Source organism: Aliishimia ponticola, from assembly GCF_004803475.1.
GTDB classification, from domain to species: domain Bacteria; phylum Pseudomonadota; class Alphaproteobacteria; order Rhodobacterales; family Rhodobacteraceae; genus Aliishimia; species Aliishimia ponticola.
This window is the reverse complement of record NZ_SRKY01000007.1, coordinates 21,486-42,541: the sequence shown is the minus strand read 5'-3', so window position 1 is coordinate 42,541 and position 21,056 is coordinate 21,486. Positions and strand designations below refer to the sequence as shown.

At 63.3% G+C, this 21,056-nt stretch carries 25 protein-coding genes; 7 read left to right on the top strand and 18 right to left on the bottom strand.

Translation table 11 applies throughout. From position 1 onward, the window contains the following. The first annotated feature begins 88 nt into the window (after nucleotides 1-88). Nucleotides 89-1,210 carry a copper-containing nitrite reductase gene (nirK, locus tag E4Z66_RS19135; RefSeq protein ID WP_136464697.1) on the top strand — a complete coding sequence of 374 codons (1,122 nt, stop codon included), beginning with the start codon at nucleotides 89-91 and terminating at the stop codon, nucleotides 1,208-1,210. A gap of 72 nt (nucleotides 1,211-1,282) precedes the next feature. Then, nucleotides 1,283-2,071 (top strand): formylglycine-generating enzyme family protein, encoded by a 789-nt coding sequence (locus tag E4Z66_RS19130; RefSeq protein ID WP_136464696.1) that lies wholly within the window; start codon nucleotides 1,283-1,285, stop codon nucleotides 2,069-2,071. 16 nt (nucleotides 2,072-2,087) lie between these two features. On the opposite strand, the gene hemN is transcribed toward E4Z66_RS19130, so the two are convergent. From hemN to E4Z66_RS19095, 8 genes are read right to left on the bottom strand one after another with little or no spacing between them, the layout of a single operon-like run. After that, nucleotides 2,088-3,443 carry an oxygen-independent coproporphyrinogen III oxidase gene (gene hemN / locus E4Z66_RS19125; RefSeq protein WP_136464695.1) on the bottom strand — a complete coding sequence of 452 codons (1,356 nt, stop codon included), beginning with the start codon at nucleotides 3,441-3,443 and terminating at the stop codon, nucleotides 2,088-2,090. Nucleotides 3,444-3,494: 51 nt separating this feature from the next. Next, the gene (locus E4Z66_RS19120) at nucleotides 3,495-4,166 is read right to left on the bottom strand and encodes an NnrU family protein (RefSeq protein WP_136464694.1); all 672 of its coding nucleotides are present in this window, start codon (nucleotides 4,164-4,166) and stop codon (nucleotides 3,495-3,497) included. Further along, nucleotides 4,163-4,381, bottom strand: a complete 219-nt coding sequence (locus E4Z66_RS19115) for an NnrT protein (protein ID WP_136464693.1) — start codon at nucleotides 4,379-4,381, stop codon at nucleotides 4,163-4,165. Before E4Z66_RS19115 ends, E4Z66_RS19120 begins: the two co-directional genes overlap by 4 nt. Continuing rightward, nucleotides 4,378-4,548, bottom strand: a complete 171-nt coding sequence (locus tag E4Z66_RS19700; RefSeq protein ID WP_168797839.1) for a hypothetical protein — start codon at nucleotides 4,546-4,548, stop codon at nucleotides 4,378-4,380. Before E4Z66_RS19700 ends, E4Z66_RS19115 begins: the two co-directional genes overlap by 4 nt. A 1-nt stretch (nucleotide 4,549) precedes the next feature. Beyond that, entirely contained in the window at nucleotides 4,550-6,427 is a 1,878-nt protein-coding gene (locus E4Z66_RS19110; protein WP_136464692.1) for a nitric oxide reductase activation protein NorD, read from the bottom strand. A 4-nt stretch (nucleotides 6,428-6,431) separates the two neighbouring features. Then, complete coding sequence (locus E4Z66_RS19105; protein ID WP_136464691.1) at nucleotides 6,432-7,226, bottom strand: CbbQ/NirQ/NorQ/GpvN family protein; 795 nt, start codon at nucleotides 7,224-7,226, stop codon at nucleotides 6,432-6,434. A 3-nt stretch (nucleotides 7,227-7,229) separates the two neighbouring features. Further along, nucleotides 7,230-8,573 carry a cbb3-type cytochrome c oxidase subunit I gene (locus E4Z66_RS19100; RefSeq protein ID WP_136464690.1) on the bottom strand — a complete coding sequence of 448 codons (1,344 nt, stop codon included), beginning with the start codon at nucleotides 8,571-8,573 and terminating at the stop codon, nucleotides 7,230-7,232. A 13-nt stretch (nucleotides 8,574-8,586) separates the two neighbouring features. Continuing rightward, a complete protein-coding gene (locus tag E4Z66_RS19095; RefSeq protein ID WP_136464689.1) occupies nucleotides 8,587-9,039 on the bottom strand; it encodes a c-type cytochrome in 453 nt (150 codons plus the stop codon). Nucleotides 9,040-9,164: 125 nt separating this feature from the next. Here E4Z66_RS19095 and E4Z66_RS19090 point away from each other — a divergent pair, with 125 nt between their 5' ends. After that, on the top strand, nucleotides 9,165-9,374 hold the full coding sequence (locus E4Z66_RS19090) for a DUF1858 domain-containing protein (RefSeq protein ID WP_136464688.1): 210 nt from the start codon (nucleotides 9,165-9,167) through the stop codon (nucleotides 9,372-9,374). 3 nt (nucleotides 9,375-9,377) lie between these two features. On the opposite strand, the gene E4Z66_RS19085 is transcribed toward E4Z66_RS19090, so the two are convergent. Then, complete coding sequence (locus tag E4Z66_RS19085) at nucleotides 9,378-10,067, bottom strand: Crp/Fnr family transcriptional regulator (protein ID WP_136464687.1); 690 nt, start codon at nucleotides 10,065-10,067, stop codon at nucleotides 9,378-9,380. Between the two features lie 101 nt (nucleotides 10,068-10,168). Here E4Z66_RS19085 and E4Z66_RS19080 point away from each other — a divergent pair, with 101 nt between their 5' ends. The 4 genes from E4Z66_RS19080 to E4Z66_RS19065 all read left to right on the top strand — a co-directional run bounded on the left by E4Z66_RS19080 (nucleotide 10,169) and on the right by E4Z66_RS19065 (nucleotide 13,774). Next, nucleotides 10,169-10,597, top strand: coding sequence for a pseudoazurin (locus tag E4Z66_RS19080; protein WP_136464686.1), 429 nt, complete (start codon nucleotides 10,169-10,171; stop codon nucleotides 10,595-10,597). Nucleotides 10,598-10,671: 74 nt separating this feature from the next. Further along, the gene (locus E4Z66_RS19075) at nucleotides 10,672-11,868 is read left to right on the top strand and encodes an NnrS family protein (RefSeq protein WP_136464685.1); all 1,197 of its coding nucleotides are present in this window, start codon (nucleotides 10,672-10,674) and stop codon (nucleotides 11,866-11,868) included. Nucleotides 11,869-11,992: 124 nt separating this feature from the next. Beyond that, complete coding sequence (locus E4Z66_RS19070) at nucleotides 11,993-13,246, top strand: molybdopterin molybdotransferase MoeA (protein ID WP_136464684.1); 1,254 nt, start codon at nucleotides 11,993-11,995, stop codon at nucleotides 13,244-13,246. 3 nt (nucleotides 13,247-13,249) lie between these two features. Then, complete coding sequence (locus tag E4Z66_RS19065; protein WP_136464683.1) at nucleotides 13,250-13,774, top strand: DUF2478 domain-containing protein; 525 nt, start codon at nucleotides 13,250-13,252, stop codon at nucleotides 13,772-13,774. 72 nt (nucleotides 13,775-13,846) lie between these two features. Here the strand turns inward: E4Z66_RS19065 and E4Z66_RS19060 are convergent, their stop codons facing one another. The 9 genes from E4Z66_RS19060 to E4Z66_RS19020 all read right to left on the bottom strand — a co-directional run bounded on the left by E4Z66_RS19060 (nucleotide 13,847) and on the right by E4Z66_RS19020 (nucleotide 20,909). Continuing rightward, on the bottom strand, nucleotides 13,847-14,119 hold the full coding sequence (locus E4Z66_RS19060; protein WP_136464682.1) for a hypothetical protein: 273 nt from the start codon (nucleotides 14,117-14,119) through the stop codon (nucleotides 13,847-13,849). Nucleotides 14,120-14,140: 21 nt separating this feature from the next. Next, nucleotides 14,141-14,827 (bottom strand): NapC/NirT family cytochrome c, encoded by a 687-nt coding sequence (locus E4Z66_RS19055; protein ID WP_136464681.1) that lies wholly within the window; start codon nucleotides 14,825-14,827, stop codon nucleotides 14,141-14,143. Nucleotides 14,828-14,839: 12 nt separating this feature from the next. Further along, complete coding sequence (locus tag E4Z66_RS19050) at nucleotides 14,840-15,280, bottom strand: nitrate reductase cytochrome c-type subunit (protein WP_136464680.1); 441 nt, start codon at nucleotides 15,278-15,280, stop codon at nucleotides 14,840-14,842. Between the two features lie 21 nt (nucleotides 15,281-15,301). After that, nucleotides 15,302-16,213 (bottom strand): quinol dehydrogenase ferredoxin subunit NapH, encoded by a 912-nt coding sequence (napH, locus tag E4Z66_RS19045; protein WP_136464679.1) that lies wholly within the window; start codon nucleotides 16,211-16,213, stop codon nucleotides 15,302-15,304. Next, on the bottom strand, nucleotides 16,210-17,013 hold the full coding sequence (gene napG, locus E4Z66_RS19040) for a ferredoxin-type protein NapG (RefSeq protein ID WP_246036092.1): 804 nt from the start codon (nucleotides 17,011-17,013) through the stop codon (nucleotides 16,210-16,212). The genes napH and napG overlap by 4 nt, the downstream gene beginning before the upstream one ends. Before the next feature lie 37 nt (nucleotides 17,014-17,050). After that, the gene (napA, locus tag E4Z66_RS19035; RefSeq protein WP_136464677.1) at nucleotides 17,051-19,543 is read right to left on the bottom strand and encodes a nitrate reductase catalytic subunit NapA; all 2,493 of its coding nucleotides are present in this window, start codon (nucleotides 19,541-19,543) and stop codon (nucleotides 17,051-17,053) included. Nucleotide 19,544: 1 nt separating this feature from the next. Further along, nucleotides 19,545-19,823: a chaperone NapD gene (locus E4Z66_RS19030; RefSeq protein ID WP_136464676.1), complete on the bottom strand. Its 279-nt coding sequence runs from the start codon at nucleotides 19,821-19,823 to the stop codon at nucleotides 19,545-19,547. Further along, a complete protein-coding gene (gene napF, locus E4Z66_RS19025) occupies nucleotides 19,820-20,356 on the bottom strand; it encodes a ferredoxin-type protein NapF (protein WP_246036091.1) in 537 nt (178 codons plus the stop codon). The genes E4Z66_RS19030 and napF overlap by 4 nt, the downstream gene beginning before the upstream one ends. 226 nt (nucleotides 20,357-20,582) lie before the next feature. Next, entirely contained in the window at nucleotides 20,583-20,909 is a 327-nt protein-coding gene (locus tag E4Z66_RS19020) for a hypothetical protein (protein WP_136464675.1), read from the bottom strand. Between the last annotated feature and the right edge of the window lie 147 nt (nucleotides 20,910-21,056).

Sequence of the window (21,056 nt, the reverse complement as noted above, 5' to 3'; positions counted from 1 at the left end):
GACGGAGTTTGCCTTTTCGCAACGTTCCGCGCCGGGCCTCTGGGTAACCTTGATTCAACGCGCAGACATACCGAGAAGGAATGAGAACATGCTTACGAGAAGAGCCGCACTGATGGGCGCAGCCGGTGTTGCGTCGCTTCCGATCCTTGCCAAGGCTGTCAGTGCCGAGACGGTGGCGGCCCCCCTTGCGGCCCCTACGGACCTGTCGAGTCTCACCCGCATCAAGCGCGAACTGGTCGCGCCGCCCTTCGTGCACGACCACGAACAGGTCGCGCCGGGCGCGCCGCGCATCGTCGAATTCGAGATGACCATCGTCGAAAAGGAGATCGAGGTCGATGACGGGGCCTACCTGCAAGGCATGACCTTTGACGGGTCGATCCCCGGGCCGATGATGGTCGTGCATGAGGGCGACTATGTCGAGCTGACCCTGATCAACCCCGAAGACAACCTGATGCAGCACAACATCGATTTCCACGCCGCGACAGGGGCGTTGGGCGGGGGTGCACTGACCCATGTGAACCCGGGCGAAAAGACCATCCTGCGGTTCAAGGCGACACGTCCGGGCACCTTCGTCTATCACTGCGCGCCCGGCGGCCCCATGATCCCGTGGCACGTGGCCTCTGGCATGGTGGGCACGATCATGGTGCTGCCGCGCGAGGGGCTGAAGGACCACGAGGGCAACCCGGTCGGATATGATCGCGTCTACTATATCGGCGAGAACGAATTCTACATTCCGAAGGATGAAAGCGGTAACTACAAGCGCTACGCCGATGCGGGCGAAAGCTATCCCGACACGCTCGAAGTCATGAACGGGCTGATCCCGTCGCATGTGGTGTTCAACGGCAAGGTCGGTGCGCTGACCGGCGACAACGCCATGACCGCCAATGTCGGCGAGCGGGTGTTGTTCGTCCACAGCCAAGCCAACCGCGATACACGCCCTCACCTGATCGGCGGGCATGGTGACCTCGTATGGGAGCACGGCAAGTTCAACAACGTGCCCGACCGCGACATGGAGACATGGTTCATCCGCGGCGGCTCGGCCGGGGCGGCGCTGTATACCTTCCTGCAACCGGGGGTCTACGCCTATGTGAACCACAACCTGATCGAGGCGGTGAACCTTGGGGCGACCGCGCATGTGAAGGTCGAGGGCGATTGGAACAACGACCTGATGGAACAGGTCCTTGCGCCGACCGATCTGGCCGCCTTCTGAGTTGGGCACAAAAGGAAAGGGCAGGGGCGGTCGCACGATGCGGGCGCCCCTTGCGTTTTCGAGGAGAGACCGATGAAACTCTTATTGCTCTTGCCGCTGCTTGGAGTGGCGGGCGTGATGGCCATGCTGGAACCGCGCCCCGACGCGCCGCCTTTTGACCCGCCCGACATGGTGCGCATCGCCAGCGGAGAGATCGCCTTTCGCCCGTTCGGGAATTTTTCGCAAAACGGCAAGACGCGTACGCCTCGGCGGGCCTCGATGACCGTGCCGGGTTTCGAGATCATGAAATATCAGGTGACGGGCGGGCAATACGCGGCCTGCGTGGCCGACGGAGCCTGTGAACCGGCTCGGATTGTGCAGTCGGACGCGCCTCAGACCGGGGTGAACTGGAACGACGCCAGCGCCTTTGCCGCATGGTATGCGGACCAGACAGGAGAGCCGTGGCGCCTGCCAACCGAAGCGGAATGGCAACTGGCCGCAGCCGAGCGCCATGGCGACAGCGGACCCGACTACGACGCCGCCGATCCCGGTGCGCAGATGCTGGCCAGCTATGAAAACGGCATCACCCTGCGCCGTAAGGCCGATCCCGCCCTCTACCGGGCCGGGGCGTTCGGTTTGAATTCCAACGGGTTGGCGGACGTGTCCGGCAACGTGTGGGAATGGACGGATGGCTGTATGCAGAACGGGACCCTTGCGGCAGATGGCACGGTGGCCGAGACCGCGGCCTATTGCGGTGTGCGCATTGCCGGGGGCGTGCATCGTGCCGCGGTGATCGACTTTGTCCGCGATGCCAGTGTCGGCGGCTGTGCCGTGGGGCTGCCGCCGGATCACCTTGGGTTCCGGTTAGTGCGGGGGAGTTGACCCCCGCATAACCCGGCTACGAGGCCTGACTGTATCGGATGCCCTCGGGCACATGTGCGTCAAAAGCGCTGGCGATGATCCGCGTCAGCGCGCGGCCCTCGGGTGCGATGGTCAGCGACTCATCCGTCACGGCGACAAGATCGCCGAACCGCTCACCCACCAGCGCAATCTGCGCATCCAGCGTCGCGGCCTGCGCGCCAAAGGCGGCGCGCAGCGCGCTGCGGTCCAGCCGGAAGTCACACATCAGCATTTCGATCGCGCGGGCCCGGAGCAGGTCGTCGCCGGTCATCACGTGGCCCCGTGCGCCGGCCAGCTGTCCGGCCTCGATCCTCTGGATATAGGCGGCGGTGGCGGGTGCGTTCTGCACGTAGCCATCGGGCAGGCGAGAGATCGACGAGGCCCCCAACCCGATCAGCGTCGGGCAGGTGTCGTCGACATAGCCTTGGAAGTTACGCCGCAGGTGGCCTGTTTCGGCGGCCCGGGCCAGACCGTCGCCGGGACGGGCGAAATGGTCGATGCCGATGGCTGTCATGCCCGCACCGGTAAACCGTGCGGCGGCAAGGTTGGCCAGCGCGTGCCGGGCCTCTTCGGCGGGCAGCGCGTCCTCGGGGATCAGCTTTTGGCGCTTCGACACCCAGGGCACATGGGCATAGCCGAACAGCGCGACACGGTCGGGATTCAGGTCCAGCACCTTTGACACGGTATCGTCCAGCCGTTCGGCGGTCTGATGGGGCAGGCCATAGACGAGGTCGGCGTTCAGCGACCGGATACCCGCCGCGCGCAGGTCGTCGACGCAGGCCCGCGTGATGTCAAAGGGTTGCAGGCGTCCGATGGATTGCTGCACCAGCGGGTCGAAGTCCTGAATACCGATGCTGGCACGGTTCATGCCCTCGGCAGCCAGCGCCGCGATCTTGGCGCGGTCGACCATGGTCGGGTCGATCTCGACCGAGAATTCGCAATCCTCGGTGGGCGGGATGACGTCGCGGACGGCCTGTGCCAGACGGTGGATCATCTCGGGCGGCAGGATCGTCGGCGTGCCGCCGCCCCAATGCATCCGCCCCATGCGCAGACCCTTGGGCAGGATATCCTTCAGCAGCGCCAGTTCCTGTTCCAGCGTGCCAAGGTAGCTTTCCACCGGCGAGAGCGTCTTTGTCCCCTGCGTGCGGCAGGCGCAGAACCAGCACAGGCGTTCGCAAAACGGGATGTGCAGGTAGACCGAGACCGGCTGGCCCGGGTCCAGCGCGGCCAGCGCGCGGGTTTGCTCGGTCGCGCCGACCTCAGGCGAAAAGACCGGCGCGGTGGGGTAAGAGGTGTAGCGGGGCACCCGTTGGTCGAACAGGCCAAGGGATCTGAGGCGGTCAATGTGTTTCATGCGCCCGATATGCGCCTTTTCGCGGGGCGCGACTTTGCGCGGGATCAAACTTCAAACCGGAAAGGGCGAGACGCCGATCACCAGCGCGTGCAGATGCAGGGTGCCCATCCACAGGGTTAGGCCGATGGCGGTGCGGATCAGCAGGCTGCGCAGGTTGGCGCGGCGCCAATGCGGATCGGCGAGCGGGCGCAGAGAAAACAGCGCCGTATGGCTGAGCAGGTCGGATGCGCGCCGTGCCTTAGCATCGAAGACGGGAATTGCGGCCAGCGCCATGGCGGTGAAGCTGCCGAACAGGATGACATGGGCCAGATCACCATTCGGGACCAGATGCGCCCCGGCCCAGAGCGCCAGTGCCAGGAACAGCGGATGGCGGGATATGGCGGCAAAGCCGGGCCGCGCGGGGTCAAAGCTTTTGCGTCCACCCAAGGTAAAGGGCTGCGCCATCCCGATCCCGCAGACGAACAGCACCAGCGCCAAGGGCATCGCCACGTTCGGCACCCAGCGCGTCCACGGCCATTGCGGCCAAAGCTCGACATAGGGCGCGCGCCCGGCGGCCGAGATCACCCAGACCAGCAGCGCCAGTGAGATCAACCCGTAGACCGAGAAATAGACCCGCCGTCCGACCGCGCCGATCAGCCGCTCGCGCAGCCCCCAAAGGCGGGGTACGAAATGGCTGGCGGCGAACAGTGCCAGAGCAAGGGTGTATTCCGTCCAGCCGGTCATGCCTCATCGACCTCCTTCATCAACCGCGTGATGTGACAGGCAAAGGCATAGGTCGCGGGTAGGCCGATCACCAGCCCCCCGGCGGCAGACTGCCAGGGCGTCAGCACCGGCCAGCCCAGCCAAGACCCGATCAGCGAGGCAAAGAACAGATTCACCCCCATCGCGCCTGCGCCGAACGGATAGAGCCCGGCCAGCAGTTTCCACGGCGGTCTCATCGCCGGCTGACCAGCATCTGCACGGCGACCAGCGCCGCGATCAGGGCGACGGAGCCGACGAAGAACCAGAACTCGGCAACGTCGGTTTGCGGCTGTGGGATGGGCCTGTCGAACCCGGCCAATGCGGGGGCAGGAATCAGGGCGGCAAGGGTGAAAAAGCGTTTCATGTCAGCTCTCCATGGTCAGGGTCTGGTAGATGTCAGGCAGGGCGCGCGGCAGGCGCTGGGGATCGGGCAGAAGGGTGAATCCGGCACGGCCAAAGATGCGGGCGAACCAGTCTTGCCCGTCCTGATCGACGATCACGCCATGCACGGCCTGCCCAAGGGCACGGGCCTCGCGCACGGCCATGCGGCTGTCCTCGATGCCATGCGGGCCTTCGTAGTGGTCGAGGTCGTTGGGCTTGCCATCGGTCAGCACCAGCAAAAGACGCCGGGTTGCGCCCTCGTCGGCCAGCTGCGCCGAGACATGCCGGATCGCGGCCCCCAACCGGGTGTAATGGCCGGGGCGAAAACCGCCGATGCGGGTGGTGACGGCGTGGGACATGGGTTCGGCAAAGGTCTTGGCCCGGTGCAGGAACACGCGGTCCCGTTTCAACGACGAGAACCCCCAGATGCCCAGCCGGTCGCCCGCAGTGTCGATGCCGCAGGCCAGCGCGGCCAGCGCTTCGCGCGCGGTTTCGATCACCGAGGTCTGCCCAAGCGCGGCCTCGGTCGAGCGTGAGCAATCCATCAGGATCGCTACGCTGAGGTCACGCGCCATCGGGCGGCCGGATTGCCAGACCCGGTCAGATCCTTCGTGTCCGCAGGCCATGTCGGTCTGCGACGTCACAACGGCGTCAAGGTCCAGATCATCACCGTCCAGCTGCCGGGGCAGGATCACGCGACGGGGATGCAGGGGCGCGAATTGACGCCGCACGCGGGCAACAAGCCGCGGATCGGGGGCGTAGTCGGCGCGGGGCACCGCCTCTGCATCCAGCACGCGGGTATGATCCGGCATGTAGGCGCCGGTGCGGCGGTTCCATTCGGGATAGGTGAACTTGCCCGCAAGCCGTTCGTGATCGGCATCCTGCGGCGACAGGTCAAGCGACAGGCGCAGGCGGGTGGCGGCGCGTTTGATGTTCTGCGACAGGGTCAGGTGGTCCTGATCCTCGGCAGCCTTGGCGGCGTTATCCTGATCGTCGTCATCGACCATGCGGTTGATGTTCAGGCTTTCGGCCCAGGACATGATCGATTCAAACCGGTGGACGATGAAGCTGTCGTTGCGGTTGGCCTGATCGCGGTCTTCGCGGCGCGCCTCCTTGCGGGTGGGCAGGGCCATCGCGGGGGCGGAGGCCTCGTCACTGGCGGCGGCGGGCTGGTCGGTGCGGGTGCGGTGCAGCAGGCGCGGCCAGATCGGCAGCGGCGCAAAGCTGCGATAGCCGCGCGGGGCAGGGCAGTCCAGGCACTCACACTGGGGCGCGTGGCCACAGAGCTGGTCCAGCAGCATCCGCTCGATCCCCGCTTCGCAGCGTGGCAGGCCGGTGCGGTGGCGGTTCAGGGTGATATGGGTGCAGAAATGGGCATGCGGCAGCCGGAGGCCCGGACAGGCGACATAGGCCCGGTCAGACGCCTGCGCCAGCGCGTCGATCTCGGCCCGGTCGGCGGCGAGCGGATCAGCGAGCGGTGCGGGCAGGTCGACACAGGCGGCCAGCGCCGTCAGCCACAGATAGCACGCCCGGTTCAGATCGCGCGTGGCAAAGGCGTCGATCACCGGCGGCAGGCGCAGGCGGTCGCCGTCGAAATCCGCCACGTGCAGCTTTTCGCGCGAGGTGCCGATGCGCCGCAGCCGGTCGGGGCGGTGATCCGATGTGGCCAGCGGGGCCGGGGTGATTTCCACCCCCGCCGCGCCGCCAAGCGCCCGAAACAGCGCCAGTACCGAGGGCCGCATGGCCTCGAACGTCACCGCGCGCTTTGCGTCCGTGTCTGCGGCCCCCCAGCGCGACGCCATGTCGTGCCAGAGGTTGCCGACGGTCTCTTCGGGCTCCATCAGGTCGAGGACATGGATCATGGCGTCACCCGTAGATCACGGCCGCCAGATCGCGCAGCGCCTGCTGCACGTCCGGCTCGTCGGAAAGCGGTTCGATGATGGCGGCTTCGATGGCGCGGTCCACCGCCATGCCGCGCGCGATCATCGTCGCGGCATAGATCAGCAGGCGGGTGGACACGCCTTCTTCCAGATCCATGCCGGATAGCGCGCGGATCTTGCCCGCCAGCCGCACCAAGGCGCTGGCGCGCCCCTCATCCAGCCCGCTTTCACGCATGACAACCGGGGTTTCGACCTCGGGTGTCGGGAAATCGAAGCCGATGGAGACGAAGCGCTGGCGCGTCGACGGCTTCAGCTTTTTCAACACGTTCTGATATCCGGGGTTATAGCTGGCCACCAGCATGAAGGGTTTTGGCGCCTGTAATTCCTCGCCCGTGCGGTCGATGACCAGACGGCGCCGGTCATCGGTCAACGGGTGCAGGACGACGGTCACGTCCTTGCGGGCCTCGACTACCTCGTCGAGATAACAGATGCCCCCCTCGCGCACGGCGCGGGTCAGCGGCCCGTCGACCCAGACGGTTTCGCCACCCTTCAACAGGTAGCGCCCGATCAGGTCCGATGCACTCAGGTCGTCATGGCAGGCGACGGTGTGCAACGGCAGGCCAAGGCGCGCGGCCATGTGTTCGACAAAGCGGGTCTTGCCGCAGCCTGTCGGCCCCTTCAGAAGAAGGGGCAGGCAGTTCTCATAGGCCGTCTGGAACACCGCGCATTCGTCGGATTGTGCGTGGTAAAAGGGCAGGTCGGGTGTGCTCAGGTCTTTCATGGCTTATTCTCCCGGAACGGCCACGGGGCCGGGTTTCACAACCTCGCGGCGCACCACGAGCATCGAGTAGATGAACAGCAGGGCACCAAGCACCACCGCGATGCCAGAACCGAAGCGCATCAGGTAGAACAGCCCCAGCTGGTCCTGCACGTCCATGAAGTAGTCGCCGACGATGCGCTGCATATGCGTCTGGATCGTCCCAGCAAAGGTCAGCGTGAAGGTCATGAAGGCCATGCCGCCGGTCATCAGCCAGAACGCCGCCATGTTCAGCACCTGGTTATAGGGATCACGGCCTCGCAGGATCGGCATCGCATAGGTGAACATCGCGAGGTTCAGGGCCACGTAGGCGCCGTAGAAGGCAAGGTGGCCGTGAGCGGCGGTGATCTGCGTGCCGTGGGTGTAGAAGTTCACCCCGTGCAGCGTGTGCAAAAAGCCCCAGACACCCGCACCGAAAAAGGCAACGGTGGAGGACCCCAGCGACCACAGCAGCGCGGCTTTGTTCGGATGGTTCTTACGGCCCTTCCAGACCATGACGAAGGCAAAGGACATCATCGCAAAGAACGGCACGACTTCGAATGTCGAGAAGATCGAGCCGATCCACTGCCAGTAACCCGGCGTGCCGATCCAGTAGAAGTGGTGCCCGGTGCCGAGGATGCCGGAAAACAGAGCAGTGGCGACGATGACATAGAGCCATTTCTCGATCACCTCGCGGTCGACGCCGGTCAGCTTCAACATCAGGAAGCCAAGGATCGCGGCCATGACCAGCTCCCATGTGGCTTCGACCCACAGGTGCACGACCATCCACCAGTACATCTTGTCGAGGCTCAGGTTGTCGGGGTTGATGAAGGCAAAGACCCACAGCAGGCACAGCAGCCATAGACCCATCATCAGGATGTTGGTGATCGCCGTCTTGCGCCCGGCCAGAAAGGTCAGCGAGACGTTCACGAGGAAGATCACCGCCGCGACGAGGATGCCGAACTTGACCCACAAGGGTTGTTCCAAGAACTCGCGCCCGCCATGGATGCCGACGAGGTAGGACCCCACCGCCCCCAGCGTTCCGACCACAAGGATCGCCAGCTGGATATAGGCGAGCTTGACCGAAAAGATCTCGCGCTCGGACTCTTCGGGGACGAGGTAGTAAGCCGCGCCAAAGAAGCCCAGGAGCAACCAGACGATCAGCGCGTTGGTGTGGATCATGCGCACGATGTTGAACGGCAGGACTTCGGACAGGGTGTTGGGCGAGACATAGATCCAGCCCAGCAGCAGCCCTCCCAGCACCTGAATGCCGAACAGCGCCATCGCCGCGAGGAAATAGGCGTAGGCCACTTTTTGCGATTGGTATTTCATGGTTCTGTCTCCCTCAGCCCGCGTCGTTCGGCGGCCAGTTCTGGGTGTCGGTCTGATCGGCCCAGCGGAGGAATTCGGCGAGGCCGCGCATCTCCTCTTCGGTGATCTCGAAATGCGGCATCTGGCGGCGACCCTCGATCCCCGAGGGCTGCGCCTGCATCCAGCTGTCGAGCATCTCGTAGGCCATCTCGGGGTCGTCCAAGACGCCCCAGCGGGTCATCACGTTGCCGACCTCGGGGGCGAAATAGGCGCCTTCGCCATGCAGCGTGTGGCAGTTGATGCAGGAGTTGCGCTCCCACACATGTTTGCCCAGCACGACCTCATCGGTCAGGGGCATCCCGGCGGTGGCCTTGTCCACGATGTGCCGGTGGCTTTGCGCCGTGAGGGCCACGAACACGACGACGAAGAATATGGATCCCCCGTAGAACACGTTCCTTGCCCGCGATTTGGTTAGGAATTCAGACATGTCGCGGTCCTGTCGAATTGTTTCGGATAACCGCTGTCTACCGGGGGCTGACGGGCCGCTTGTTGTGCAAACGCAAAGAAGCGGACGAAAGGTGCGGGCAACATGTGGCTATGAAAGGACCGCCCATGTCACAGCCTGATTTCGACGACCCTGACCTGCCCTTGGCCGAATTGTTCGCCGCCTGGCCGGACATGGCCGGAGCCTTCATGGACAAGCGCATGCTGTGCCCCGGCTGCCTGATCGCGCCGTTTCACGCCATTACGGATGCCTGTCTGGAATATGATCTGGACGAAGACGCGTTTCGCGATGAATTGCAGGCCCGCATCAAGCCGTAGGCGTCACGCTTCGCTCAGCACCACCAATGCATGCGGATCGGTGACCACGATATGTTTGCGGGTCGATTCGACGATGCCGTCCTTTTGCCACGCCGACAGCAGTCGGCTGACCGTGTGCAACGTCGTGCCCGTCATGTCCGAGATATTCTGTCGCGTGACCGGAAAGGCGATCTCGATCCCCTTGTCCGACTTGCGCCCGCTTTGGTGAACCATCCGCAGCAGGGCGCAGGCGACGCGCTTTTCCACGGCTTGGGTTGCCATCTCCGTCAGGGTTTCCTGAATCTGGCCAAGGCGCTGACCAAGTGTCTTGTAGCTCTCGGTGGCAAAGCCGGGGTAGCGCGTGATGAAGTCGTCCCAAACCCGGACTGGCCATGACAGCGCGATGGACTCGGCCGCGGCGATGGCTGTCGCCGGATATGTGTCGCGCTGCAACGCCGGGGCGATGCCGAACAACTGCCCCGGGGAAATGTGCAGCACGATGATCTGCTCGCCCCCCGGTGTCGAGCGGATCACGCGCAGATAGCCATCCAGCAACAGGTAGAACCGGTCGGCGTCATGCCCTTCGCGGAAGATCGCCGTGCCCTCGTCATAGCGGCGCGACACCGCCTGATCGAGGATCTCGCGAATCTGCGCCCGGTCCAGCAGGGAAAACGGCGGCAGGCCGGTCAGCAGGCTTTCATCGAGTTTCGGCACGGTTTCGCATCCGGAGTTTGTGCAAGGGCAACGTTCGGGTCGACGTTGTACGGCAAATCAAGGGCAGACGAAACAGACGGAAACGCAGAAAGGATGCTCCGATGTTCAAATCCATGATGATGACCGCCGCCTTTGCCATGATTGCCAGTGTGGCCAGCGCCGAAACGCATGAAATCCACATGCTGAACAAGGGCGAGGCAGGCGTGATGGTCTTTGAACCCGCCTTCGTGAAGGCCGCGCCGGGCGACGTGATCCAGTTCGTGCCCACCGACAAGGGCCACAATGTCGAAAGCATCGACGGCATGCTTCCCGACGGGGTCGACAGCTTCAAGACCAAGTTCAACGAAGCGTTCGAACTGACCGTGGATGCCGAAGGCGTCTATGGCATCAAATGCACACCGCATTATTCCATGGGCATGGTCGCGGTGATCCAGGTTGGTGATGCCGTGAACCTCGATGCGGCCGCCGCAGTCAAGCAAAAGGGCAAGGCCAAGGCCCGCATGGCGGATATTCTGGCTCAGGTCGAGTGACGCATCGTCCCGCGTCATCAGACTTGTTCGGGCGACACGTGAGGGTCGCCCGATCTTATTGAAGGAGTTGCCCCATGTCTTCGCGCGCACCTTTTGTCGGACCAGCCGTGTTTTCCTACGGGTTCAGGCCTTTCTTCCTGGCCGCGACCGTGTTTGCACTGTTGGTCTTGCCGCTTTGGTGGTCGGTCTGGCGCGGCGGCGTCGTTCTTGACGGTCCATTCGCGCCGACCGACTGGCATGCCCATGAGATGATTTTCGGCTACGGTGCAGCCGTGGTCGCGGGCTTTCTTTTTACGGCGGTCCCGAACTGGACCGGACGGCTACCCACGCGAGGCTGGCCGCTGGCTGTCCTGCTGGCGTTCTGGCTTGCGGGGCGTTTGTCGGTGGCCGGGCTGATTGGGCTTGGGCCGGCACTCGTGTTGCTTGTGGATCAGGTTTTCCTGTTGGCCGTGGCCGCGATGATCGCACGCGAGGTCGTGGCTGGCAAAAACTGGCGAAATCTCAAGGTGCTGGTGCCTGTGTCCCTTCTTTGGCTGGCAAATGTCCTGTTTCACGTCGAAGCGATGAGCGCAGGCACCGCCGACCATGGACGGCGGTTCGGCATGGCACTTCTGATCTTCCTCATCATGTTGATCGGCGGCCGCATTGTCCCCAGCTTCAGCCGGAACTGGTTGGTGCAGCGCGGCGCGAAATCCCTGCCAACAGCGTTCAACCGGTTCGATGTGGTTTGTCTTGTCATCGGTGCCGCCACCCTGGTCGGTTGGGTTGCCGCACCTGTCGGCATGGGCTCTGCGGTTCTTGCAGGTCTGGCCGCCGTCCTGCATCTGTTTCGGCTCGCACGCTGGCGTGGCCATGACACATGGCGTTCACCGCTGCTTTTGATGCTGCATCTTGCCTACCTGATGGTGCCGATGGGATTGGCGGCGGTGTCGGCCTCGGCGCTGGACCTGATGGCGCAGAATGTCGGAGCACATGTGTTGGGCATCGGCGCCGTGACTGCGATGACCGTGGCCGTCATGATGCGGGCAACGATGGGGCACACGGGTCGTGCCTTGATCGCCGGGCGCGCCTTGGCCAGCGCGTTTGCGCTTGTGCTGACTGCGATGGTGTTCCGGGTCACGGCAGGGCAGGTCACGATTGGCGCTTTGGATGGCATCGACCTCGCAGCCGTGGCCTGGACCGCTGCCTTTGCAATTTTGGCGTGGCGGCTGGGGCCGTGGCTTCTGCGTCCCAAGGTCGGGCAAAAGGCCGTCTCCGGTTCTTCTCGATGACCTGTCCCGGCAATTCCTATATGCGGTTTGATCCAGATTAAGTCGCGCGCTGCGGGACCTGTTAAACCTGCTCTGGAAAAGCATCTATTCGAGATTGGCCGCCACAGACAGCCCGGAGGACCGGATGAAAGACATGACAGCCGAACGGGATTGCAGCTGCGGCTGCACTGCGTCGGGAAGCCTGGGCCTGAACGAGGCGATGGCGCTTTCCGCACGATTGGCCGCGCCGGTGCCCGAGGTCGAGGAGATTACGCTGTCGCAGGCCACCGGTCGGGTTCTGGCGCGGACAGTGTGTTCGGCTTTTCCTGTCCCGCGCTTTGACAATTCCGCGATGGACGGGTTTGCGCTGTCCAGTTCGGCGCTGGAAGGCGCGGGGCCATGGGAGCTTCCTTTGGCAGGCCGTGTCGCTGCGGGCGCGTCGGGCGCTCCGGTCGCCTTTGGAAACGCCGTGCGCATCTTCACCGGCGCTCCCTTGCCCAACGGGACGGACACCGTTGTGATGCAGGAACATGTCGTGCTGGTCGGCGATCGCGTCCGGATCAATCAACGCCCGGCGAAAGGTGCGCATGTCCGCAGGCGGGGCGAAGAAATGGCCCACGGGGCTGAAATTCTGCCCGTCGGCTGCCGAATGACGCCCAGAGCCATTGCCGCGGCCGCGTCGGGTGGGGTGGGGCGCGTCACGGTGCGCCGCCGCGTCCGGGTCGCCCTTTTGAATTCGGGAGATGAGGTGCGACCAGCGGGCGCGACCTTGTCCGATGCACAGATCCCGGATGTGAACGGGCCGATGCTGGCAGCGCTATTGTCTCGGCCCGACACGGACCTGGTCATGCACAGGCACGTGCCCGATACGCTCGACGCACATCTCGAAGCGCTTGCGCAGGCCAGCGCCGCGGCTGATCTGGTGGTGACCACCGGTGGCGTCTCGGTTGGGGCAGAGGATCACATGCGGGCCGCAGCGGCCTTGTTGGACGCGCGTATCGACATTCCATCGGTTACCATCAAACCCGGCAAACCCGTGGTCGTTGGACAGATCGGCGCTGCGCGCTGGCTGGGCTTGCCTGGCAATCCGATGTCGGCCTACGTGACCTTCGTGCTGCTGGGATTGCCATTGCGCGATGCGCTCTGCGGCGCGCCGAACGCTCAACGCTTGCATCGGGTGCACGTGCTCAACCCGGTCAGACACCAACCGGGCCGCTCCGAGGTCCGGCCAGCGGTGCTCGATGCAACGGGCTGTTCGGTCACGATTGGCGGTCCTGTGCATTCGGGGCGGATGACGCCGATGGTGTTAGCCGATGGATGCGTCCTGATCCCCGCCGACGCGGAAGCCTTGTCTCCCGGCGATATGGTGGACTTCTTGCCGTTCAACCAAGGGATTTGACCGATGTCACAGATTGCCCAAACGCGACTTGGCTATGTGCTGCCAGACACGCGCGGCGGCGCGGATACCATGCTGTCGGCTCTTGTCGCGCGGTTGCAATCCGAAGGCCGGGTCGTGGCGGGGCTTGTGCAATGCCGCGCCCCCGAAGGGTCCGACCATCCGTGCGATATGGACCTTGCGGTCCTGCCGTCTGGACCGCGTATCGCCATTGCCCAGAAACTTGGCAGCGGATCACGTGGCTGCCGGCTTGATCCCGCGTCGCTGGAAGCTGCTTCGACCGAGGTCTGTCGGGCGCTGAGGTCGGGGGCGGATGCGCTGATCATCAACAAGTTCGGCGCGCAGGAATGCCAGGGGCGCGGACTATGCGACGCCATTGCGCTGGCAATGACGCGTGGCATTCCCGTGCTGACCGCCGTCAACCGGCTGAACCACGATGGGTTCCTGCAGTTTGCCGGAGGTTTGGCCACGCGGCTGGACCTGCGGGAGGACGTTTTGCACCAATGGCTGAACGCGCCCGTTCCGGCCTGACTTGGACCTCAAGACCTGCTGATACGCATTGAAACTGAAACCCGGCCTGATCGACCGGGTTTCATGCCTTTGTCAGACGGTTGCGCCCCTACGCCGGATTGTGCAGCCGATCAAACCGGCCAGAACCCCGACGACCAGTGCGACCCCGTATTCCAAAGGGGTGATCGGAACATGGGTCGAATGCGACCCGCCCAGCAAGAGCGGCGAGACGACGCCGACCCCACCGCCCAGAACGGCGGCGACGATCAGGTTGCGCGTCATCATGCCCAAGGCCACGCCCAGAATGCCGGGCAGGCCAAGGATGCTGGCGCCGATCGTGCCGAGAAGGTCGAGAAAGCTAAGCATGTTGAGTCTCCTTCCCTACCGTCACTCGGTGCCCGAACCAAGATAGGACCTGATCGCCGCGACATCGTCATCGATCTCGCGCGTTGCCTCGGCGAGGGTTTCCACGACGTGATTGTATTCTTCGAGATAACCCGGCGGGAGATCATGCGCGATGCCTTGGTGGCAGTCGATGCAGGTCATGCCGGTATCGATGGCCTTCTGGTGGTTATCCGCCGCGCGGGTCTCTTGAATGGTGAAGTCCATGTACTCGAAGGCATGGCAGTTGCGGCACTCGCGCGAGTCAGAGGCCTTCATCTTCTTCCAGACGGCGGCCGCCATTTCGAGACGCCGTTCCTCGTATTTCTCGGGCGTTGAAATCGTGCCGAGCACCTCATGATAGACATCTTTTACGGCCATGATCTTGGCCTTCATCTTGTACTGCCATTCATGAGGAACGTGACAATCCGAGCAGATCGCCCGCACGCCGGAGTGGTTGTTGTAGTGGACGGTTTCACGATACTCGCCAAGGTTCGTTTCCATCGTGTGGCACGAGGTGCAGAACTCTTCGGTATTGGTCATTTCCAGCGTCCAGTGGAAGCCCCCCCAGAACAGGATGCCGGCAAGAAAGCCTGCAATGAGCAGAAAGCCGGTCGAAAGAACGGCGGTCGGGGTCCAGATGGCATCCCAGATGCGACGGATCAGGCGGCGCTTTTCTGTCGGTTCGGACATGGGTCGTCTCCCTTATCGCGAACTTGAGGGCTGAAAGGTGTTGCCCACCAGAGCTGGCGCATCCGCCTGCGGGACGTGGCACTGATTGCAGAACCAACGGGTGCCCGCGACGGTGTCCAACTGCGTGCCATCCCGATCGAGGTAGTGGCTCATGGACAGGGTCGGCGCACCGCGGTCGCCTGCGTTGGACCAATCGTGGCATGTCAGACACTGGTTGGTGCGCAGATCGATCTGATACTGGTCCAGAGAGTGCGGCACGATCGGGGGCTGTTGGCGATAGTTGCGTGCCTCGCGACCCTCTTGCTGCTGATAGACGTCGTCGACGATGTTCAAGCCGTCGATGTTGGTGTTGCGCAGGGTTTGTACGTTGGCCGCCTGTTGAGCCACTGACAGCCCCACAAGGGCGACGGTGGACGCGAAGGCGGAGACCCCCAATATGGCAAGAAGTTTCATCTATGCTCTCCGTGTTTTCGGTTAGGCGGCTTTTTCCGCGACATGAGGCTTGGCCGGTTGCGTCACATCATCGATGCGGCGGTCGAACCGGTGGGTGAAGGTAAAGACATCGACGGAACAGACGTCGATGCAGCGCCCGCAATTGGTACAATCCGGGCTCAGGATCAGGGGCGTTTCGTCGCCCTTTCCGCGCAAGGCGGGGGTGATGACCTGCATCTCGGGGCAGACGGCGAAGCAATCCATGCAATCGTCGCACGCCGCGCGTTTCGAGGCGCTGACGCGTAGCAGAGACCCTTGGCCCAGCAGGCCATAGAAGGCGCCAACCGGACACAAGTGGCCACACCAGCCGCGCCGGGACACGAACAGGTCGAACAGGAAAACCGCAACGACGATCCCCCACGCGGCCCCCATGCCAAAGACGAGACCGCGATGGACCATCGTGATCGGATTGAGGATTTCCCAAGCGACGGTGCCGGTCAGCCCCGAGACGACCAGTACGGTGCCAAGCAGCCACAGGCGGGTGTGCCGCTTGGGTTGCCAGCCCTTCGGGATATCGAATTTTGCATGCAGCCAGTGCGCTGCGTCGGTGACCGGGTTGATCGGACAGACCCAAGAACAATACATCCGACCGCCGATCAGCGCATAGGCCACCAGGACGATCAGCGCGCCGACCAGCGCCGTCAGTTCCGGCCAATGGCCTGCAAGGATGCCTTGCAGGGCGATGAACGGATCGGTCAGCGGCAGCACTTTCAGTGTGCGTGATCCCGCCAGCGTACCGTCCACGATACGCCAGCCGAGCCACGGCCCGACAAGGAAGATCGCCAGAAAGAACACCTGCGATGCGCGGCGCGCCAGCAGCCATTTATGCGCACCTAACCAGCCTTTGACGGCAATTGCTTCCTGTCCGGTGGGGAGCCGTGTCTTTGCGCTCATTGGCCCGCCTCCGTTCCGGGAAGCTGGAAAACCGGCTCGAACCCGCCGGGTGCGGCGAGGTTGTCCGTGCCGGGACCTGGAAGACGATCGGGCAGGTCTATCAAACCGTCGACCAGAGGCGCGCCGTTCTGTTCCTGCTCTTCCCAGCCCTTGCGGTAATGGTCTGCGCTCGTGGCCCGGGCCAGCCGGATGGGCAAAACCTTGATCGCGGCCTCGGGGAGAACACAGGATTTCTCGCAGATACCGCAGCCGGTGCAGCGGTCGGCGTGGACGGTCGGCGCAAAGATGGCGTGATGCCCCGAGCGATCGTTGTGTGAAAGCTCAAGTGTGATGGCCTCATCGATGACCGGGCAGACGCGGTAGCAGACATCGCAGCGCAGGCCCAGGAAGTTCAGGCAGTTTTCCTGATCGACCAGCACGGCGGTGCCCATCTTTGCCTTGTCGATATCTGTCAACGAAGGATCAAGCGCCCCGGTGGGACAGGCGGCGACACAGGGAATGTCCTCGCACATCTCGCAGGCCACCTCGCGCGCGGTGAAGAACGGTGTGCCGGTGGCGGGGCCGTCGTAGCCCAGCTCGGCCAGCTTCAACGTGTCATAGGGGCAATCGCGCACGCACAGCCCGCAGCGGATGCAGGCTCCCAGGAAATCATCCTCTGGCAGGGCGCCGGGCGGGCGCAGCGCCTCGGCGGGTAGCGCCCGCGCATCGGTCGTCAGATACGCAAGGCCAAGGCCCGCCACCGCACAGCCACCAGCCATGCGCGCGGTATCCGTCAGGAACCGGCGTCGGGCGGGTGACATGGGGGCGGTGGCGGGCATTCTTCAGACTTTCAACAGGTTACGCGCGCTCGACCTTGCAGGCGCATTTCTTGAAGTCGGTTTCCTTGGACAGCGGGCAGGTCGCATCCAGCGTCAGCTTGTTGATCAACTGTCCCTCATCGAACCACGGGACGAACACCAGACCGCGTGGCGGCTTGTTGCGGCCGCGGGTTTCGACGCGGCTCAGCATTTCGCCACGGCGGGTCGAGATCATGATCTCTTGCCCACGCCGCAGATTGCGGTCCCGCGCATCGTCGGGATGCATGAAGACCACGGCATTCGGGAAAGCGCGGTGCAATTCCGGCACGCGACGCGTCATCGAACCGGAATGCCAATGTTCCAGCACGCGCCCGGTGCAAAGCCAGAGGTCGAATTCCTCGTCCGGCACCTCTGCGGCCTCTTCGAAGGGCGCAAAGATGATGTTCGCGCGACCGTCGGGCCGACCGTAGAACTGCACCTCGCTGCCCGCTTCGACGTAGGGGTCATAGCCCTCGCGGAAGCGATAAAGCGTCTCTTTCCCGTCGACCACCGGCCAGCGTAGGCCGCGCGCCTGATGATACATGTCGAACGGCGCAAGGTCGTGCCCGTGGTGACGCCCAAAATCCGCGTATTCCTCGAACAGGCCCTTTTGAACATAGAAGCCGAAATGCTTGCTTTCCTGGTTCTCGAAGCCTTCGGCGGTTTCCGACAGCGGGTAGGCGTTCACCTTGCCATTCTCGAACAGGACCTCGTACAGGGTCTTGCCGCGCAATTCAGGTTTTTGCGACAGCAGTTCCTCGCCCCAGACTTCCTCGACGGTGAACCGCTTGGCGAATTCCATGACCTGCCACAGGTCAGACCGCGCTTCGCCCGGCGCGTCCACCTGCTGGCGCCAGAACTGGGTGCGGCGTTCGGCGTTGCCATAGGCGCCTTCCTTTTCGACCCACATCGCGGTGGGCAGAATCAGGTCGGCGGCCAACGCGGTGACGGTCGGGTAGGGGTCCGACACGGCGATGAAGTTTTCGGGATTGCGGTACCCCGGGAAGCCTTCCTCGTTCATGTTGGGCGCGGCTTGCATGTTGTTGTTGCACTGCACCCAGTAGGCGTTCAGCACGCCATCCTTCAGCATCCGGTTCTGAAGCACGGCGTGGAAGCCGGGCTTTGGCGGAATGGTTCCGGCAGGGATGTTCCACGCGGTCTCGCAGATCTCCCGATGCTTGTCGTTCATCACCACCATGTCGGCGGGCAGACGGTGGGCAAAGGTGCCGACCTCGCGCGCAGTACCACAGGCCGAGGGCTGGCCGGTCAGCGAGAACGGCGAGTTGCCCGGCTCGGAGATTTTTCCCACCAGCAGGTGCACGTTGTACATCAGCCCGTTCACCCACGACCCGCGGGTGTGCTGGTTGAAGCCCATCGTCCAAAGCGACATGACCTTGCGGTTCGGGTCGGCATATTGCTGCGCCAGCCGTTCGAGCTGCGCGGCGGGCACGCCGGAAATCTCGGATGCCTTCTCGATGGTGTATTCCGCCACCGAGGCCGCGTATTCCTTGAAGGTCATGTCCGCCAGCTTGCCCGAGTTCGGGTTCGCGGCGGCCTGTTGCAACTCATGTTCGTCGCGCAGGCCATAACCGATATCGGTATCGGTGCGCTTGAAGTTGACGTGCTTGTCGACGAACTCCCAGTTCACCGCGTCGTTCTGGATGATGTAATTCGCGATGTAGTTCAGGATCGCGAGGTCGGACTGCGGCCGGAACACCATGCCATTGTCGGCCAGTTCAAAGCTGCGGTGTTCGTAGGTCGACAGAACGTGCACTTCGGAGCCTGGCTTGGTCAGGCGGGTATCCGTCAGGCGAGACCACAGGATCGGGTGCATCTCGGCCATGTTCGATCCCCACAGGACAAATGTGTCCGCGTGCTCGAAGTCATCATAGCAGCCCATCGGTTCGTCGATGCCAAAGGCGCGCATGAAACCAACCACCGCAGACGCCATGCAGTGCCGCGCGTTCGGGTCGATGTTGTTGGACCGCAGGCCCGCCTTCATGAACTTGGCCGCCGCATAGCCCTCCCAAACGGTCCATTGGCCTGAGCCGAACATGCCGACCGAGGTCGGGCCTTTCTTGGCCAGCGCCTCTTTCCACTTCTCGGCCATGATGTCGAAGGCCTCGTCCCACGAGACCGGTTCGAATTGGCCATTCTTGTCGTAGACGCCGTTGGTCTTGCGCAGCAGCGGCATGGTCAGGCGATCCTGGCCGTACATGATCTTGGACAGGAAATAGCCCTTGATGCAGTTCAGGCCGCGGTTCACCGGCGCTTCTGGGTCGCCCTGCGTGGCGACGACGCGCCCCTCCTTGGTGCCCACAAGCACGGAACAGCCGGTGCCGCAGAAACGGCAGGGCGCCTTGTCCCAGCGGATGCCGGCATTGCCGGCAGCTTGGGCGACAGCGTCGTCGGGCAGGGTCAAACCTGCGGCGGCGGCAGTCGACGCGGCTGCGGTGGCCTTTAGAAAGGCGCGGCGGGATTCAGATACGGTCATGTCAGATCTCCGGCTGAAGGGCGGGGGCAGCGGCGAGCGCCGCCTGCGACAGGTCTTCGAAATGGTGGTAATTGAGGGACAACGAGATCACGCCCGGGATCTGGTGCAGGCCCATGATGATCTCCGAGGCTCGCGCCTCATCGGTGTCTTCGACCACGACAACAAGGCGACCGTCGTCGGTCGCCGCGTGGATTTCGACGCCATCGGTGTTTTCCATGCGCGCGCGTGCGGCGGGCAACTGTGCCTGCGCGACATGGATCAGGCATCCACAGATGTTCATTGGACAATCTCCTTCTCGGCATGATCGACATGCTCAAAGCGCACGGCCTGCGCCGGACAAGTGAATGCGCATTCGCCGCAACCCGAGCACTGACCAGTGTCGATCTCGGGAATAGCGCGACCGGCCGTCATCAGGCGAAAGCGGATGGCGCGGGGTTCGCAGGCGTCTTCGCAGGCCCGGCAGGTGATGCCCTGAAATGACAGACAATTCGTCTGGATCGTCGCACGCCAGGGCCAAAGGGTGATGTTCTCGGCCAAAAGCGCACCGCTGGGGCAGGCTGCACTGCATTCGCCACAGAACGTACAGGCCCCACGTGTGAAATCGACAATGGGATGTGCGCTACCGGTTTTGACGATGATGCCCTCCGGGCAAGCGGTGGCACAGTCGCCGCAGTTTGTGCAAAGCTCGGCAAACGCATCCTGTGCGCCGGGTGGGTACATCGCCAACCCATCGCTCTGCCGGAAGCGCCCGCGCAGGAAGTTTCGTCTGCCTTCAAGTGACATCATCGGAGCCCCGCCAGTGTCGAGTTCCAAAAGTGTCTAAATATTAATCAGAAGAACAACTTTGACCTGAATCAAACACCCAACACATTCTTTTTTAGGCATATTTTTTGCCTAAATCGCCATTGTGCAGACGATCCACTGTGTGATCAGCACTATCTTATTCTAAGATTTTTGTTACATAATCCGAATTACCGGCGTTTTGGCAATTCATTGATTTAATTTATTTTTTCATCACAAGCGCCATCCGCTTGCGCCTCTATTTGTAGGTCATTCCGTCCACCCATACCGACACGGAAACACCTTTAGGTCTGTCTATGAAGCCCTCGATGTCGACCACGCGAATACGCATGTGGTGGCCCTCTTCGACGAACGGCCGGAGTCGCGCTTCGTGCTCGGGCGTGATGCGTCCGATCGGACGTGGACCAGAGCCAATCAAGCGGCTTGCCCAATCTCTTGGACGGGCGAGCATAGCGACGTGGTCATCGGCCAGCGAGACTGAAAGGGTGTCACCGGGGCGCAACCGGAACCGGGCCAGGTTCGAAGGGGTCTGGGTCAGCTTGCAGGAGTAAATCAGCGGATGCATGGGATGGTCCTCAATGGCGGTGCTCTTGTTGGCACCTGATTCTGAAATCCAGTGTACCGGGCCCGCGCGGGTGCCACCAATCCCAAGCCGGTCGCGCCGTGTGCCGGGCCGGAACTGTGAGAATGCGCAACAATCTGTGGCACAAGG